Annotated in this window: 13 protein-coding genes and 2 pseudogenes; 11 read left to right on the forward strand and 4 right to left on the reverse strand. The window is 66.2% G+C overall.

Annotated elements, in window-relative coordinates:
• Window positions 1-121 precede the first annotated feature (121 nt).
• From ACFJGX_RS03420 to ACFJGX_RS03440, 5 genes and pseudogenes are all read left to right on the forward strand, one after another.
• The gene (locus ACFJGX_RS03420; RefSeq protein ID WP_382163442.1) at window positions 122-1,321 is read left to right on the forward strand and encodes a threonine ammonia-lyase; all 1,200 of its coding nucleotides are present in this window, start codon (window positions 122-124) and stop codon (window positions 1,319-1,321) included.
• Window positions 1,322-1,403: 82 nt separating this feature from the next.
• Window positions 1,404-2,865, forward strand: a pseudogene (locus tag ACFJGX_RS03425) (mechanosensitive ion channel).
• A 4-nt stretch (window positions 2,866-2,869) separates the two neighbouring features.
• Window positions 2,870-3,298: a PaaI family thioesterase gene (locus tag ACFJGX_RS03430; RefSeq protein ID WP_382322709.1), complete on the forward strand. Its 429-nt coding sequence runs from the start codon at window positions 2,870-2,872 to the stop codon at window positions 3,296-3,298.
• Between the two features lie 59 nt (window positions 3,299-3,357).
• Window positions 3,358-3,501 (forward strand): hypothetical protein, encoded by a 144-nt coding sequence (locus ACFJGX_RS03435; protein WP_382163450.1) that lies wholly within the window; start codon window positions 3,358-3,360, stop codon window positions 3,499-3,501.
• A gap of 369 nt (window positions 3,502-3,870) precedes the next feature.
• Complete coding sequence (locus ACFJGX_RS03440; RefSeq protein WP_382163452.1) at window positions 3,871-5,730, forward strand: phosphoenolpyruvate carboxykinase (GTP); 1,860 nt, start codon at window positions 3,871-3,873, stop codon at window positions 5,728-5,730.
• Window positions 5,731-5,857: 127 nt separating this feature from the next.
• Here the strand turns inward: ACFJGX_RS03440 and ACFJGX_RS03445 are convergent, their stop codons facing one another.
• Window positions 5,858-6,433: a hypothetical protein gene (locus ACFJGX_RS03445; RefSeq protein WP_382322708.1), complete on the reverse strand. Its 576-nt coding sequence runs from the start codon at window positions 6,431-6,433 to the stop codon at window positions 5,858-5,860.
• A 105-nt stretch (window positions 6,434-6,538) separates the two neighbouring features.
• On the opposite strand from ACFJGX_RS03445, the gene ACFJGX_RS03450 reads away from it, so the two are divergent.
• The 3 genes and pseudogenes from ACFJGX_RS03450 (at window position 6,539) to ACFJGX_RS03460 (ending at window position 8,860) form a co-directional block, all read left to right on the forward strand.
• A complete protein-coding gene (locus tag ACFJGX_RS03450) occupies window positions 6,539-7,546 on the forward strand; it encodes a LysR family transcriptional regulator (protein WP_382325816.1) in 1,008 nt (335 codons plus the stop codon).
• Between the two features lie 23 nt (window positions 7,547-7,569).
• Window positions 7,570-8,368 (forward strand): annotated as a pseudogene (locus ACFJGX_RS03455) (metallophosphoesterase).
• Window positions 8,369-8,437: 69 nt separating this feature from the next.
• Entirely contained in the window at window positions 8,438-8,860 is a 423-nt protein-coding gene (locus ACFJGX_RS03460; RefSeq protein WP_382327735.1) for a universal stress protein, read from the forward strand.
• Between the two features lie 68 nt (window positions 8,861-8,928).
• Here the strand turns inward: ACFJGX_RS03460 and ACFJGX_RS03465 are convergent, their stop codons facing one another.
• Window positions 8,929-9,576 carry a TetR/AcrR family transcriptional regulator gene (locus ACFJGX_RS03465; RefSeq protein WP_382163460.1) on the reverse strand — a complete coding sequence of 216 codons (648 nt, stop codon included), beginning with the start codon at window positions 9,574-9,576 and terminating at the stop codon, window positions 8,929-8,931.
• Between the two features lie 99 nt (window positions 9,577-9,675).
• Window positions 9,676-10,605, reverse strand: coding sequence for a LysR family transcriptional regulator ArgP (locus ACFJGX_RS03470; protein ID WP_382322707.1), 930 nt, complete (start codon window positions 10,603-10,605; stop codon window positions 9,676-9,678).
• Window positions 10,606-10,758: 153 nt separating this feature from the next.
• On the opposite strand from ACFJGX_RS03470, the gene ACFJGX_RS03475 reads away from it, so the two are divergent.
• The 3 genes from ACFJGX_RS03475 (at window position 10,759) to ACFJGX_RS03485 (ending at window position 14,531) form a co-directional block, all read left to right on the forward strand.
• Window positions 10,759-12,111, forward strand: a complete 1,353-nt coding sequence (locus ACFJGX_RS03475; RefSeq protein WP_382322706.1) for a D-amino acid dehydrogenase — start codon at window positions 10,759-10,761, stop codon at window positions 12,109-12,111.
• A gap of 373 nt (window positions 12,112-12,484) precedes the next feature.
• Window positions 12,485-14,149, forward strand: a complete 1,665-nt coding sequence (locus ACFJGX_RS03480) for a hemagglutinin (RefSeq protein WP_382327737.1) — start codon at window positions 12,485-12,487, stop codon at window positions 14,147-14,149.
• A 19-nt stretch (window positions 14,150-14,168) separates the two neighbouring features.
• On the forward strand, window positions 14,169-14,531 hold the full coding sequence (locus tag ACFJGX_RS03485; RefSeq protein WP_382322704.1) for a hypothetical protein: 363 nt from the start codon (window positions 14,169-14,171) through the stop codon (window positions 14,529-14,531).
• On the opposite strand, the gene ACFJGX_RS03490 is transcribed toward ACFJGX_RS03485, so the two are convergent.
• Complete coding sequence (locus tag ACFJGX_RS03490; protein WP_382322703.1) at window positions 14,500-15,666, reverse strand: mandelate racemase/muconate lactonizing enzyme family protein; 1,167 nt, start codon at window positions 15,664-15,666, stop codon at window positions 14,500-14,502. The two genes, ACFJGX_RS03485 and ACFJGX_RS03490, sit on opposite strands and share 32 nt — an antisense overlap.
• Window positions 15,667-15,693 lie beyond the last annotated feature (27 nt).

Here is a 15,693-nt window from a genome sequence, read left to right on the forward strand (position 1 = left end):
ACATTTCAGCGGACCATAACCCAGCTTGATGAATCATGGAAGAGAGTGATACGAACGGTTTGAGCAATTTGTCGGGCTTTGCCCTCGCACCACACCGTCACGGCCGGTACACAATCGCGCCATGCTGCAACTACACGACATCCAGACCGCCGCCGGTCGCCTCGCCGGCCAGGTGCTGGACACGCCCTTCGTCGAATCGCGCACCATCTCCCAGCTCACCGGCTGTCAGGTCTTCCTGAAATTCGAGAACCTGCAATACACCGCCTCTTTCAAGGAACGAGGCGCCTGCAACAAGCTGGCGCAGCTCACGCCCGAGGAGCGCTCGCGCGGCGTGGTGGCCATGAGCGCGGGCAACCATGCCCAGGGCGTGGCCTACCACGCGCACCGGCTGGGCGTGCGCGCGGTGATCGTCATGCCGCGCTTCACGCCGGGCGTGAAGGTGGAGCGCACGCGCGGCTTCGGCGCCGAGGTGCTGCTGCACGGCGACACGCTGGATGCGGCTCGCGCGCACGCCCGTGAGTTGGCGCAGCAGCAGAGCCTGGTGTTCGTGCACCCGTACGACGACGAGGCGATCGTCGCCGGCCAGGGCACGGTGGCGCTGGAAATGCTGCGCGAGCAGCCCGACCTGGACACGCTGGTGATCGCCATCGGCGGCGGCGGCCTGATCGCCGGCATCGCCACGGCCGCCAAGGCGATCCGGCCCGACATCGAGATCGTGGGCGTGCAGACCGAGCGCTTTGCCGCCATGGTCAACGCCATCAAGGGCACGAACCTGCCGCAGGGCACGAGCACGATTGCCGAGGGCATCGCGGTGGGCACGCCGGGCGTGGTCACCGAGGCCATCGTCCGCCAGCGGGTGGACGACCTGCTGCTGGTCGACGAGGGCGACATCGAGCAGGCGATCGTGATGCTGCTGGAGATCGAGAAGACGCTGGTGGAAGGCGCGGGCGCCGCCGGCCTGGCCGCGCTCATCAAACACCCGCAGCGTTTCGCGGGCAAGCGCGTGGGTCTGGTGCTTAGCGGCGGCAACATCGACCCGATGCTGCTGGCCTCCATCATCGAGCGCGGCATGGTGCGCGCGGGCCGCCTGGCGCGCATCCAGGTCAACGCGCGCGACGTGCCCGGCAACCTGGCGCGCATCACGGCCACCGTGGCCGAGGCCGGCGCCAACATCGACGAAGTGCACCACCAGCGCGCCTTCACGCTGCTGGCGGCGCAGAACGTGGCGATCGAACTCGTGCTGCAGACGCGTGGGCGCGAACACATCGAACAGGTCATCGAGCGCCTGCGCGAAGCGGGCTTCGACACCACCCTGCTCTGACCCGCGCGCCCACCGGTTGACGCTGCGGCAAGGCCTCCGGCATCATCGGCCGATCAACGGCCAACGCGACAGGAGGTAGGGCATGGACACGAACACGCTGTGGAACTCGCTGCAAAGCACGCTGGGCACCCACATCCCGCAACTGCTCGGCGCGCTCGCCATCTTCATCCTGGGCTGGCTCATCGCGGTGCTGGTGCGCGCCGCGACGCGCAAGAGCCTGGGCTTCGTGGGCGTCAACCACCGCTTCGGCAAACTCACCAACACGCGCGTGGACATCGAGGGCGCGGTCGCTCTCGCGCTGTTCTGGATCGTGATCCTGCTCACCCTGGTGGCGGTGTTCAACTCGCTGAACCTCGCCATCGTTTCCGGCCCGTTTTCGGTCTTCACCACCCAGCTCTTTGAATATGCGCCGCGCCTGCTGGGTGGCCTGTTGCTCGCGCTGGTGGCCTGGCTGGTGGCCGGCGTGGTGCGCGCGCTCTCACAGAAGCTGCTGGACAAGACCACGCTCGACGAAAAGCTCTCGGAGCACGCCGACATGGCGCCCATCAGCGACAGCCTCGCCGGCGCGCTGTTCTGGCTGGTGATCCTGCTGTTCGTGCCGGCCATCCTGGGCGCGCTGCAGATGGACGGCCTGCTCGACCCCCTGCGCGCCATGGTCACCAAGACCCTGGACATGCTGCCCAACGCGGTGGCCGCATTCGTGATCGGTGGCGTGGGCTGGATCGTGCGCAACGGTGCTGCGCAACCTCACCACCCACCTGAGCCGCACCGCCGGCGTGGACCAGCTCGGCAGCCGCGCCGGGCTGGCCGACACGGTGCAGCTCTCGCGGGTGATCGGCATGCTGGTGTTCGTGGCGGTGTTCCTGCCGTCGCTGATCGCCGCGCTCGACGCGCTCAAGATCGAAGCCATCTCGCGCCCGGCCACCGACATGCTCAACACCCTGCTGCAGGCCGTGCCCAACCTGATCGCCGCCGCGCTGATCCTGGTCGTCACCTGGCTGGTGGCCTCGTTCGCCAGCAAGCTGCTGGCGACCCTGCTGGCCACGCTGGGCTTTGACACCCTGCCCGCGCGCGTGAACATGGCCCATGCCTTCGAGAAGACCAGCGCCTCCACCGCCGTGGGCCGGGTCGTGTTGTTCTTCGCCATGCTGTTCGCCACCGTGGAGGCGGCCGCGCAGCTCGGTTTCGGACAGGTCAGCAGCATCGTGGCCAGCTTCATCCGCTTTGGTGGCGACATCCTGCTGGGCTCGGCCATCCTGGTGATCGGTTTCTGGCTCGCCAACCTGGCCTACGACGCCATCGACCGCGCCAGCGGCCCCGGCACCAAGGGCCTGGCGCGCATCGGGCGCTACGCCATCCTGGCGCTGGTGATCGCCATGGGCCTGCGCGCCATGGGCATCGCCGACGACATCGTCAACCTGGCCTTCGGCCTCACGCTGGGTGCGGTGGCCGTGGCCGTGGCGCTGTCCTTCGGTCTGGGTGGGCGCGAAGCGGCCGGCAAGCTGATGGACCACTGGCTCTCCAAATTCCGCCGCGAGGACTGAGCGCATGACGCAGAACCCCGAGACCCCCGTCACCGTTGATTTGCTTCAAGGCCTGCTGGCCGATTGGTTCGCACCCTGGATCCAGGCCATGGGCCTGCGGGTCGAGTCCTTCGCCGACGGCGAAGTCACCCTGCGCCTGCCGCAGAGCGACCAGCTCTCGCGCGTGGGCGGCATGCTGTGCGGCCAGGCCATGATGTCGGCCGCCGACACCGCCATGGTGCTGGCCATCGTCACCCAGCTCGGCACCCGCCGGCCCATGACCACGGTGCAGCTCAACACCAGCTTCCTCAAGCCGCTCTCCGGTCAGGACGCGCGCATCACCGCGCGCGTGGTGCGCGCGGGCAAGAACCTGGTGTTCGGCGAGATCGACATCAGCGGGGTCAGCGACGGCAAAAGCGTGTGCCGCGCGAGCACGACCTACGCCCTGCTCTGAACCTGCCGCGCCGCATCCCGTAAAATCCCGGGAGTTTTGAACTTTCGACGGAGCGTCACATGGCCCAGCACCAGCAGCACACCCCCCACGACCAGCCCCAGGACATGGTGGAATCCATCGTCCCCTACATGCCCGTCGTGCTGCCGGTCGCCGGTGGCGTGCTGATGTTCCTGCTCGCTTTCATCGCGATCTACATGGCCTGAACCCACCCGGGTTCCGCCAGGCCGAACGCCCGCCGGGGCCTTCGGCCTTTCTTTTTGGGCGCCCCGCCCTACACCCGGCCCAACCGTTTAATGCATCACGTTATGCGGGTTTTGCATGTAACCGCCTCGTAACGGAGCGGTCGCTTTCTTAAAATCGGGGCATTGGCCGACACGCTGATCAAGCCCGGATCCACCGACCCGGGTTTCATCTCCCCTTGCTGCCCCGCCATCCGCACCGCAGCCCCCCACGCGCCGACCGCCCTTTTTCGCCAAAGGGACCCCTTGGACAGCCGCCCCGTCATCTGCATGACGCCCGCGGCTGTCGGTGTCTCTGAGGCATGCCGGTTTACAAACTTCTGGAGCGACTCCATGAACTCACCCGTGATGCAGGGCCTGGCCCTCAACACCCCCTCCTATGTCAAGAACGCCCGGCTGATCGCCTGGGTGGCCGACATGGCCGCCTTGTGCAAGCCCGACAGCATCTACTGGTGCGATGGCAGCGAGGAGGAGTACGCCCGCCTGTGCCAGCAGCTGGTGGACGCCGGCACGCTCAAGAGGCTCGACCCGGTCAAGCGCCCCAACAGCTTCCTCGCCTGCTCCGACCCGTCGGATGTCGCGCGCGTGGAAGACCGCACCTTCATCTGCTCGCAAAAACAGGAAGACGCCGGCCCGACCAACAACTGGAAGGCGCCCGCCGAGATGCGCGCGACCCTGCAGCCGCTGTTTGACGGCTGCATGCGCGGCCGCACCATGTACGTGGTGCCGTTCAGCATGGGCCCGCTGGGCAGCCCGATCGCCCACATCGGCATCGAGCTCTCCGACAGCGCCTACGTGGCGGTCAACATGAAGCTCATGACCCGCATGGGCAAGGCCGTGTTCGACGTGCTCGGCGCCGACGGCGAGTTCGTGCCCTGCGTGCACACCGTGGGCGCACCGCTGGCCGAAGGCGAAACCGATCAGACCGCCTGGCCCTGCAACCCGACCACCAAGTACATCGTGCACTACCCCGAGACGCGCGAGATCTGGAGCTACGGCTCGGGCTACGGCGGCAACGCCCTGCTGGGCAAGAAGTGCTTTGCGCTGCGCATCGCGTCCAACATGGGCCGCCAGCAGGGCTGGCTGGCCGAGCACATGCTGATCCTGGGCGTGACCAACCCCCAGGGCAAGAAGTACCACGTGGCCGCCGCCTTCCCCAGCGCCTGCGGCAAGACCAACTTCGCCATGCTGATCCCGCCCAAGGGCTTCGAGGGCTGGAGCGTGACGACCATCGGCGACGACATCGCCTGGATCAAGCCCGGCAAGGACGGCCGCCTGTACGCCATCAACCCCGAAGCCGGTTACTTCGGCGTGGCGCCGGGCACCAACACGGCGACCAACCCGAACTGCATGGCCAGCCTGGACCGCGACGTGATCTTCACCAACGTCGCGCTGACCGACGACGGCGACGTGTGGTGGGAAGGCATGAGCGAAGCCCCGGCCCACGCCATCGACTGGCAAGGCAAGGACTGGACGCCCCAGATCGCCAAGGAAACCGGCGCCAAGGCCGCCCACCCGAACGCGCGCTTCACCGTGGCCGCCACCAACAACCCCGCACTCGACCCGGCCTGGGACGACCCCAAGGGCGTGGCGATCGACGCCTTCATCTTCGGCGGCCGCCGCTCGACCACCGTGCCGCTGGTGACCGAGGCCCGCAACTGGACCGAAGGCGTCTACATGGCCGCCACCATGGGTTCGGAAACCACCGCTGCCGCCTTTGGCGCGCAAGGCGTGGTGCGCCGCGACCCGTTCGCCATGCTGCCCTTCACGGGCTACAACATGAGCGACTATTTCCAGCACTGGCTCGACGTGGGCGGCAAGCTGGCCAGCCAGGGCGCCAAGCTGCCGGCGATCTACTGCGTGAACTGGTTCCGCAAGGACGAGGCCGGCAAGTTCGTCTGGCCCGGCTTCGGCGAGAACATGCGCGTGCTCAAGTGGATGATCGACCGCCTCGAAGGCCAGGCCGGCGCCGGCACCGAACACGCCTTCGGCGTGAGCCCGCGCTTCGAAGACATCCACTGGAACGGCCTGGACTTCTCCGCCGACCAGTACCGCACCGTGACCCACATCGACCGCGCCGCCTGGGCCCAGGAACTCGAGCTGCACGCCGAGTTGTTCACCCAGCTGGCCTACCACTTGCCCCGGGAACTCGAGGAGACCAAAGCGCAGATCGAGAAGCGCCTGGCGGCCTGAGACAGGCCGCACTCGATCACACCGGTGGTCCGCACGATCTGCGGCCCACCGGCGCGCCCCGGACCCACCGGCCAGGGCAAAAAAAAGCCACCGGACCCGGTGGCTTTTTTGTGGGCGCGTGGAACGCTCAGATGTAGTACATTAGGCGGTTGCGCGCGCGGGCGGTGCCCAGGCGTTCCCAGTAGCCCACCTGCGGTTCAGCGGCCCGGGTGGCTTCGGGCAGACCCAGCGGCTCCAGGGCTTCGGTGAAGGACGTCGCCTGCGCCACCGGGGCCTCGACTTCGCTCTCGTCCGCAGCGCGGGCGCGGGCGGCCATCAGCTCGTTCATCAGGCGGTGGTCCATGCGGGCCATTTCCCAGAGACGGGTTTCGGCGCGCGCTTCGGCCAGGGCTTGCGACCAGCCGTCCAGCGAAACCACCGCGCGGCGGGCCAGCGAACGGGCCGTGTCGGCAAACAGGGCCATGCCGGCGAAGACCACGACCCACAGGAAGACCCAGGCCAGGAACAGCTGGCCATCGGCCCAGGTGCTGATCAGGCGATCGGCGACCACGACCATGGCGGCCACGACGGCGGCCAGCAGCATGACGGAAAGACCACGCGCACTGTCGTTGCGGCGCTGAATGCCGTCGACACCCTTGTGCGCGGGCGTGGATGCCGGGCGCAGGCCCAGCGGGGCAGAAGGAAGGGATGCGTATGTGCTCATGGCGAACTCCAGAAATAGAAAAATGTCTTTTGGACAAGCGAATATTAGGGTTTGCCCTAGTATTTAGCCACTTTATCTTTGTGATGTCTTATATTCACCCGGGTGATAAATGGCCTGAATTTCCGAACCCTCGACCTGAACCTCCTGCGCGTCTTCGACGAGGTGATGACCGAGCGCAGCCTCACCCGCGCGGCCCACAACCTGGCCATGACGCAGCCGGCGGTGAGCAACGCGCTGCGCCGCCTGCGCGAGGTGATGGGCGACGAGCTGGTGCGCCGCTCGGGCTATGGGGTGGAGCCCACGCCGGTGGCGCTGGCCCTGTGGCCCACGGTGCGCGATGCCCTGCACATGCTGCGCGAGTCGCTCGCCCCGGGCGCCTTCGACCCGGCGAGCGCGCGCAACGCCTTCGTGCTCGCCATGGCCGACGCCACCGCCGCCAAGCTCATCCCCGGGCTGATGGACCTGCTGGAGAGCGAGGCGCCCGGCGTGAACCTGCGCGTGCTGCCGCTGACCACGCGCGACCCGCGCGGCCTGCTGGAGTCGGGCACGGTGGACCTGGCGATCGGGCACTTTCCCGGCGTGCTGGCCGAACTGGGCGCCATGCACCTGCAGGAAAACGACCCGCACTTCCACCACCAGCGCCTGTACGACGGCGAGTACGTGGTGGTCATGCGGCGCGGGCACCCGCTGGCCGGCCAGCCCCTGAGCCTGGACAGCTACTGCGATGCGCGCCACATGCTGGTGAGCTTCTCGGGCCGCCCCTTCGGTTTCGTGGACGAGGCGCTCGCGGCCATCTCGCGCCAGCGCCGCGTCGTGATCACCGTCAACCAGTTCTTCACCGCCGGCCGGGTGGTGCGCACGACCGACCTGCTCACGGTGCTGCCGCGCCACTTCGTCGGCGCCACCGGCATGGAGCACGAGCTGGCCCTGTGCGACCTGCCCCTGCAGGTGCCCCCCGTGCACGTGGACTCGCTGTGGCACCGCCAGGCCACACAGAACACGGCGCACCGCTGGCTGCGGGAGACGGTGGCGCGCGCCGCCAACATCGGTTTTCGCCCTGCCCCACCCACCAACGCACCACCGCCGCAACGCCCCCGCAAGCCCAAGGCTTGAGCGCCCTGGACCACAATGCGCGCATGAAACTCCAGCTGCTCAGCGACCTGCACCTCGAAGCCAACCCCGACTTTGTGCCCATGCCGGCACCGGGCGCCGACCTGCTGGTGCTGGCCGGGGATGTCGGCTCGTACCAGCTGCGCCGCGACGGCAGCGCCATGAACGAAGCCGACTGGGGCCTGGGCCGTTTTGCCGACTGGCCGGTGCCGGTGCTGTTCGTGCCGGGCAACCACGAGTACGACGCGCTCGATGTGGACGACGCCCACGACCGCCTGCGCGAGACCTGCGAGCGCCTGGGCCTGATCTGGCTGGAGCGCGAGACGCGCGTGATGCAGGGCGTGCGCTTCGTGGGCACCACGCTGTGGAGCGACTACGACGTGCTCGGCGAGCGCGAGAAGGCCTACCGCGCCGCCAACCACTACCTCGTCAAGATGGCCGGCCAGCGCGACGGGCAACTGTTCGACGCCGAAGCCATGCGCGCCCTCGCCCTGGAGTGCCAGCACTGGCTGCGCGGCGCCCTGGCCGAACCGTTCGACGGCCCCACCGTCGTCGTCACCCACTTCGCGCCCACCCTGCACAGCGCCGACCCGCGCTACGGCCTGAGCCCGGGCACGGCCGGCTTCTGCAACGGGCTGGACGCCTGGCTGCCGCAGGCCGACCTCTGGCTGCACGGGCACCTGCATTGCCCCACGGACGTGCAGGTCGGGCGTTGCCGCATCGTGGCGCAACCCGCTGGGCTACGCGGTGAAGAACGAACAGGACGGTTTTCTGCCGGACCAGCTGATCGACGTGCCGGCGCGGCCGGGCCTTGCCGCGGTTTGAGCCAGCGCAAGGTCCTTGTGCGCCAAGGACATACACTGCGCACTGATTCAACCTAGAAGGAGAGAACCTATGAAGATTCTGCTGGCTGTCGATGGCAGCGCCTACACCAAGAAGATGCTGGCCTACCTGGCCACGCACGGCGAGATGTTCGGCTCGAACAACAGCTTCTCGATGATCACCGTGCAAGCCCCGCTGCCACCCCGCGCACGCGCGGCCGTGGGCGCCGCGGCGGCCAACGAGTACTACGAGGAAGAATCCGCCAAGGTCACCGGCACGGTGCGCAAGTTCCTCAAGCGCCATGGCATCGATGCCAAGGCGATCCACAAGGTCGGCTCGCCCGGCGAACAGATTTCCAAGGCAGCCGACGGCGGCAAGTTCGACCTGCTGGTGATGGGTTCGCACGGCCACAGCGCCCTGGGCAACCTGGTGATGGGTTCGGTCGCCACGCAGGTGCTGGCCCACTGCGGTGTGCCGGTGCTGCTGGTGCGCTGACACCCCCCGCGCTCACGCAGAAAGGGCCGCATCCGCGGCCCTTTTTCATGGTCGTGCGGCCAGCGCCGTCAGCGCGCCCGCAGCCCGTCGAAACAGGTGCTCAGCACCATCTGGATGATCTGTTCGTTGTCGTACTGCTCGCTGCCTTTGAGGAAACCAAGCACCGGGTCGCAGGCGCGTGCGTACAAGGTGTAGAGCACGGCAATGGGTGGCAGGGCCGGGTTCAGGCTGCCGTCGGCCTGCGCCGCCGTGATCCAGGCGCCCAGGCGCTCGCTCACCTCCATGAGGCCATCCACATAGGCCTTGTTGGTGGTCAGCGCGGCGCGCAGGCTGGAGTTCTCGCTCGGCAGCGACGGCATTTCACCGGCCAGCTGCACCTCCATCGTCCAGCGCGCCACGGCCTTGAGCTGGTCGATCGGTCGCGCGCCGGTGGACTCGCCCTGCAGCTTGTCAAGAAACGCCAGGGCGCGCTCCATCACCCGCACCATGGCCGCCGCCGCGAGGTCTTCCTTGCTGGAAAAATGCTTGTAGAGGCTGGCCTTGGCGATGCCGACCTCGATCGCCACCTCGTCCAGGGTCATGGCCTCGAAGCCCTTTTCGGCCAGCAGGCGGTTCACCGCCGTGATGATCGCGTCCTCGCGCGCCAGGTGCATCTGCGCGCGGAAACTGCGCTTGGGAACCGGAAGAACGGGGGATTTGGCGACGGCGCTGACCATGGAAGCCCTTGTGACTGGTCCCGGATTCTGCATCAGATCGACGCATGCGTCGACATCATGACCGGTGAGTCACCATTCGGCCGAACGGGTTTTCCGACCTCAGGCCGCCACCGCCTCGACGCCTCGAAGGTTGTGGGCGGCGGCGCGGCGCAGGGCCGTGCTCAGCGCATCGAGCACGTCGGAATTGAGGTTCCAGCAATGCCAATGCAGCGCCACGCCCAGCCGATGGCGCGGCGCGAGGTTCACCAGCTCGCCGCGGGCCAACAGGTCGCGCACGCGCAGTTCGGGCAACACACTCACGCCCCAGCCCGCCATCACCGCGCGCACCTGGCCTTCGCTGGACGGCACGAACAACTGCTTGAGCATCACGCGCGAAAGACCGAAGGCCTTGGACACGAAGCCGTGCTGCAGGTTGTCCTTGCGGTTGAAGGCCACGAAGGGCACCTTGTGGAAGTTGTGCGCGTTCAGGCCCTTGGGCAAATGCTCGGCGGCGTAGGCGGCTTGCGCCACCACCACATAGTCCATGGTGCCAAGGGCTTCCATCTTGCAGCCCCGCAAGGCCTGCCCCAGCGAGGTCACGCAGCCCAGCACCTGGCCTTCGCGCAGCCACTCGTGGGTGAACTCCTGGTCGTCGGTGATGATCTCGATCGGCAGGCCGCCCTGCGCCAGGGCGTCGAGCGCGGGCAAGGCCCAGGTGGCGATGCTGTCGGCGTTGATCGCCACCGAGATGCGCTCGTCGTCGCGCCCGTTGCCGGTGGAACTGGGCGCGAGCTCCTTGAGGTCCTTCTCCAGATCGGCCCGCAGCAGCCGCATCATCTTGGCGTGCTTGAGCATGAGCTGCCCCGCCGCCGTGGGTTTGAGCGGGCGGCTGCGCACGATCAGCACCGTGCCGACCTGCGCCTCCAGCGCGCGCAGGCGCTGCGAGACGGCGGATTGCGTGATCGAGAGGCGCTGCGCGGCGCGCTCGAAACCGCCCTCTTCGATGATGGCGGCCAGGCATTCAAGGGCGTCTGGATCAAAGGTGCTCATGGGAAACCTCCGGCAGAGAGCGGCGTGCGCGGCTTGTGGCCTGCACATAAGTCGTTCTGATGAATGCGATTTTAGTTTAATTTCACTTCACCAAGCACCCGATATTTTCCATACTGCGGCGCATTCACCATCCCCTTTTTTGTGGAGCGGATCATGCAAGTCACGGTATTGGGCGCGGGCATCATCGGAGTCAGCACGGCGTGGCACCTGCTGCAGCGAGGCCACGAGGTCACCCTGGTCGACCGGCAGCCGGACGCCGCGCTGGAGACCAGCTTCGCCAACGCGGCGCAGATCTCGGTGAGCTATTGCGAACCCTGGGCCAACAAGGACGCGCCACTGAAGACCCTGAAGTGGATGTTCTCCGACGAATCGCCGCTGCTGTTCCGCCCACAGCTCGACTGGGCGCAATGGCGCTGGGGCCTGCAGTTCCTGGCCCAGTGCAACGACAAGGCCTTCGTGCGCAACGTGGCGCAACTGGTGGCGCTGGGCGCCTACAGCCATGCGGCCCTGAAGGACGTGGTGGCCGAGACCGGCATCGAATACAACCGCCTCGAGCGCGGCATCGCGCACTACTACACCGACCAGAAATCCTTCGATGGCGCGGCCGACGCGGCCGCGGTGATGCAGCGCTTCGGCGTGCAGCGCCGCGTGGTCACTCGCGAAGAGTTGCTTGCCATCGAACCAGCGCTCCAGGCCTTTGGGGATCGCATCGTCGGTGGCACCTACACCCAGAGCGACGAATCGGGCGACGCGCGCGTGTTCACGCAGCAACTCGCGGCCCTGTGCGGCCAGCGCGGCGCGCGGCTGCTGTTCGGCCACGACATCGAGCAGTTGGAAAGCGACGGCCGCGAAGTGCGCCAGGTGCGCGTGCGCGACCGCATCACCGGCCTGGCCAGCGTGCTCAAGGCCGACGCCTTCGTCGTGGCCTGTGGCTCGTACTCCACGCCGCTGCTCGCCTCGGTGGGTGTGAACGTGCCGATCTACCCTGGCAAAGGCTACAGCGCCACCCTGCCCCTGTTGAACCCCGAGCGCGCGCCCTCTGTGAGCCTGCTCGACGACCAGATGAAATGCGCCGTCTCGCGGCTGGGCAACCAGCTGCGTGTGGCCGGCACCATCGAACTCGGCGGCTTCGATCTCTCGCTCGACACGCCGCTGGCGCGCAAGCGCTGCGACATGCTGGTGCGCCGCATCGAGCAGGTGTTCCCCGGTGTGGCCGACACCCGCACGGCCGACGAAGGCGGTGACCCGCAGTTCTGGTGCGGCCTGCGCCCCGCCACGCCGACGAACATCCCCTTGATCGGCCGCACCAAGCTGCGCAAGCTCTGGATCAACGCCGGCCACGGCACGCTGGGCTGGACGCATGGCGCGGGCTCCGGCAAAGCGATTGCAGAATTCATCCACGGTGAGCAACCAGCGATGAACTTCGGGTTCCAGGGCATGGGAACCCGCACGCAGGCGACCGCGCCGGCTGGCGTGCGGCGGTTGCAGGCGACTTCGCGGGGCTGAGCCCGCTTCCGCCTTTTTGCCATTGCTTCCTTCGCAGGGACGCCTTGTTCCCTCATAGCGATTCTTCGTCCCCGCCTGCACTGGCGACGACTCACTCCCGGCAAACTGCCTGAAGGCAATTTGCCGTCGCGCAAACAACTTCACAAAACGCGTGCATGACCGACCAAAAGGGTCGATGTCACTCGCGATTGCGCAGGGAGGGAGGAAACATCAACGCTTGATTTAATTCAACCGCACTGCATTGCATGGCTGCATATCGCCGTGCCTCAACCTCGCTCATGCATCGGGGTTGAAGTCAACGTCTACGGACACTCCACATTCTCAAAATCAACCACTGTTCACAAGACAGTGGTTTGAATTCGCACGTACTTTTATGGTCAATCTATCCATATCTCAGCAACGCATTGCACTTCTGTCTGCCCTCCTGATTTCACTGCACATCGCCGGTTGTGGCGGTGGTGGTGGAGACAGCGCCTCTCCGAGTGGGGGCGGCAATTCTTCTCCGGTTTCTCCGAGCAGCCCAATCAGCGCCGTTGAGCCTGCCTGTCAGTCCTGTGCCGCCACCAGCGCCACGACGTACGCGGGCAGCGGGACGGGCATCTGGCAGACCACCAACTCGGGCAGCGCCGCCAAGGACATTCCCATCTCGATCTCGGGCCTGGCCGGACAGGACGTGCAGCTGATCCTGACCAACGAAAGCATGGCCGCCGTGCCACTCCCGTCTGGCTCCATCCCCAACTTCTCCGCCAGAGATCTGTTCACCGCATCTGCGTCGCAACTGGAAGATCCGACGAAAGCAAGCATTGCGGAGTTCAATCGCGCCGGGTGGCATCAGGCGATCCTTGATGCACAAGGTCGCGCTCGCTCGCTGATCAGCAGCCCGCAAGCTTCAACGGTCCACGTCGTGGGCGACACGCAGCCGTTCAGGCACACCGATACCACCAACCGAACCACCACCTTGATCAAGCAAGTGGTGGCGTCCGACGGCCGACAGGTCAATTTCTGGGTGGAAACCTCGGAATACGCCACACCCAAAATCACCGACGCCATCCTGGACACCTCGGCCACCAAGCTCACGCAGTCCAATGGCGTGTACGACAGCCTGCTTTCGGTGGGAGGGCCGTTGTGGGGCGCACACAATTACAGCGATCTGATCGACAACACCAACCGCCCGCTGGACATCGTCTTGCTCAACTTTGACAACAACGGCAACGCCTATGGCACCGTCGGTTATTTCTACGCCATCAACAACTTCCTCAAGAGTGCGATAACTACAAGCAACGAGTCTCTTTCGATCTACCTGGACACCGAGACCCTGTACCGCGACGGCAGCACGGGTCTGCAAAGCGGCATCCTCACCCTGGCCCATGAGTTGATGCACATGAGCAACTTCTATCGACGTGGCATCGGAATGAGTTTCAGCCATGCTTTTGACACCTGGCTGAATGAAATGAGCGCCGTGGCCATGGAAGATCTGGTGGCCAATCAATTGACCACCTTCAACCCCATCCGGGACCTGCGCCTGCCCCAGTACCTCGGCGGCAATGGTCTGGGGTATTCGTCCTTCCAATGCCCGTTGACGACGTGGACACCCTATTCGGGCAGTTGCGACAGCTACTCCGTGTCGGGATCGTTCGGCGGGTTCCTCGTGCGGCAACTGGGTGTGGGATTCTTCAAAAACCTGCTGACGCAGTCCCAGGCCAACTCCCTCCTTGCGCTGGACGCCGCGATCAAGGTGGCGGCACCCACGTCCTCGCTGGCGCAGCAGTTCCGGCGCTTCACCGTGAGCGCGGCAGGCGTGCTGCCAGCGGCCAGTGCGCCGACCGGCTACGGATTCCCGGCGCGATCGGAAAGTGGTTTCAGTGTTCCCGCCATCAATGCGTTCGCCTTCAAGAGCCAGCGGGTTCTGCCTTCGTCAGCCCCCACACAGATCAAGTCGCTTGCCACCTTGCCTGTCGTGCGGCAACGCGTCACCGGCACCTACATCGATTCGGTGAGAGTTCCTCCGGGTGCATCCCTCTCCGTGGTCATTCACTGAAAGCCCTGGAGCGCCAGCGATGCTGAAGAACATCCCGTCGATGCGCCGGTGGCTGACCTCTCTCGCGGTCACAGCCAGCTTGCCACTGGCCGTTGCCTGTCAAGGCGGTGCGGCGAACGCCGGCACGACCGAAATCGAAGGCACGCTGGTGTTGAAAGGGAACGAACCCTTCGTGCAAGCCGTGGTTGTGGTTTCCGACAAGGAACAGTGGGAGCTTCTGGGCTTGCACCGTTCCGAGGCCGAAAACCATCAAAACCAGGTCGTGAAGGTCAAAGGGCAAGTGGTCCACGAAGCGACGCCGTCAACAGCGCGACGTCCTTCACTCAAGGTGCTGGACTTCACACCCCGCCTCACGAAGCCAGCGCCCGCATCTCCGAAATGAGATCCGACTTGCCCTCAAACCCGATCCCCGGCAGCGGGGGCAAGCTCACATAACCCTGCTCCACCTTCACCCCATCGGGGAAACCGCCATACGGCTGGAACAGATCCGGGTAGCTCTCGTTGCCACCCAGGCCCAGGCCGGCCGCGATGGCGAGCGACATCTGGTGGCCGCCGTGGGGGATGCAACGGCTGGGTGACCAGCCGTGTTGCTTGAGCATCTCCAGCGTGCGCAGGTACTCCACCAGGCCGTAGCTCAGCGCGCAGTCGAACTGCAGCCAGTCGCGGTCCGGGCGCATGCCGCCGTGGCGGATCAGGTTGCGCGCATCTTGCATGGAGAACAGGTTTTCGCCCGTGGCGATGGGGCCGGCATACACCTTGCCGAGTTCGGCCTGCAGTTCGTAGTCCAGCGGGTCGCCGGCTTCTTCGTACCAGAACAGCGGGTACTGCGACATCGCCTTGCCGTAGTCGATCGCGGTCTTCAGGTCGAAGCGGCCGTTCGCGTCCACCGCGAGCTGCTGGCCGGGGCCGAGGATCTTGAGCACGGATTCGATGCGCTCGCAGTCGTCGGCAAGCGAAGCACCGCCGATCTTCATCTTCACCACCGAATAACCGCGCTCCAGGTAACTTTCCATCTCCTTGCGCAGGCCATCGAGGCCCTTGCCGGGGTGGTAGTAGCCGCCGGCGGCGTAGACGAACACGCGCGGGTCGGGTGTGCCGTTGCCGTAGCGCTCGGCGAGCAGTTGGTACAGCGGCTGGTTGGCGATCTTGGCGACGGCGTCCCACACGGCCATGTCGATGGTGCCCACGGCCACCGAGCGTTCGCCGTGGCCGCCGGGTTTTTCGTTGATCATCATCTGCGCCCAGACCTTGTGCGGGTCGAGGTTGTCGCCGGTGGCGTCGAGCAGGCTGGCCGGCTCGGCTTCGAGCACGCGCGGGCGGAAGCGGTCGCGGATCAGGCCGCCCTGGCCGTAGCGGCCGTTGGAGTTGAAGCCGTAGCCAATCACGGGTTTGCCGTCGCGGATCACGTCGGTGACCACGGCCACCAGGCTCAGGGTCATCTTGGAGAAGTCGATGTAGGCGTTGCGGATGTCCGACTTGATGGGGCGGGTGGATTCGGCGATGTCGACGATTTTCATGGTGCTGTTGGGGGTGAAGGAAGAAGC

This window comes from Hydrogenophaga sp. UC242_50 (genome assembly GCF_042697355.1).
Lineage (GTDB): Bacteria > Pseudomonadota > Gammaproteobacteria > Burkholderiales > Burkholderiaceae_C > Hydrogenophaga.

Bases quoted from the DNA above. Each gene is read 5' to 3' on its own strand.
- ACFJGX_RS03475 (WP_382322706.1), top strand. From the start codon at position 10,759: ATGCAAGTCACGGTATTGGGCGCGGGCATCATCGGAGTCAGCACGGCG.
- ACFJGX_RS03445 (WP_382322708.1), bottom strand. From the start codon at position 6,433: ATGAGCACATACGCATCCCTTCCTTCTGCCCCGCTGGGCCTGCGCCCG.
- ACFJGX_RS03490 (WP_382322703.1), bottom strand. From the start codon at position 15,666: ATGAAAATCGTCGACATCGCCGAATCCACCCGCCCCATCAAGTCGGAC.
- ACFJGX_RS03435 (WP_382163450.1), top strand. From the start codon at position 3,358: ATGGCCCAGCACCAGCAGCACACCCCCCACGACCAGCCCCAGGACATG.
- ACFJGX_RS03470 (WP_382322707.1), bottom strand. From the start codon at position 10,605: ATGAGCACCTTTGATCCAGACGCCCTTGAATGCCTGGCCGCCATCATC.
- ACFJGX_RS03440 (WP_382163452.1), top strand. From the start codon at position 3,871: ATGAACTCACCCGTGATGCAGGGCCTGGCCCTCAACACCCCCTCCTAT.
- ACFJGX_RS03460 (WP_382327735.1), top strand. From the start codon at position 8,438: ATGAAGATTCTGCTGGCTGTCGATGGCAGCGCCTACACCAAGAAGATG.
- ACFJGX_RS03485 (WP_382322704.1), top strand. From the start codon at position 14,169: ATGCTGAAGAACATCCCGTCGATGCGCCGGTGGCTGACCTCTCTCGCG.
- ACFJGX_RS03465 (WP_382163460.1), bottom strand. From the start codon at position 9,576: ATGGTCAGCGCCGTCGCCAAATCCCCCGTTCTTCCGGTTCCCAAGCGC.
- ACFJGX_RS03480 (WP_382327737.1), top strand. From the start codon at position 12,485: ATGGTCAATCTATCCATATCTCAGCAACGCATTGCACTTCTGTCTGCC.
- ACFJGX_RS03430 (WP_382322709.1), top strand. From the start codon at position 2,870: ATGACGCAGAACCCCGAGACCCCCGTCACCGTTGATTTGCTTCAAGGC.
- ACFJGX_RS03420 (WP_382163442.1), top strand. From the start codon at position 122: ATGCTGCAACTACACGACATCCAGACCGCCGCCGGTCGCCTCGCCGGC.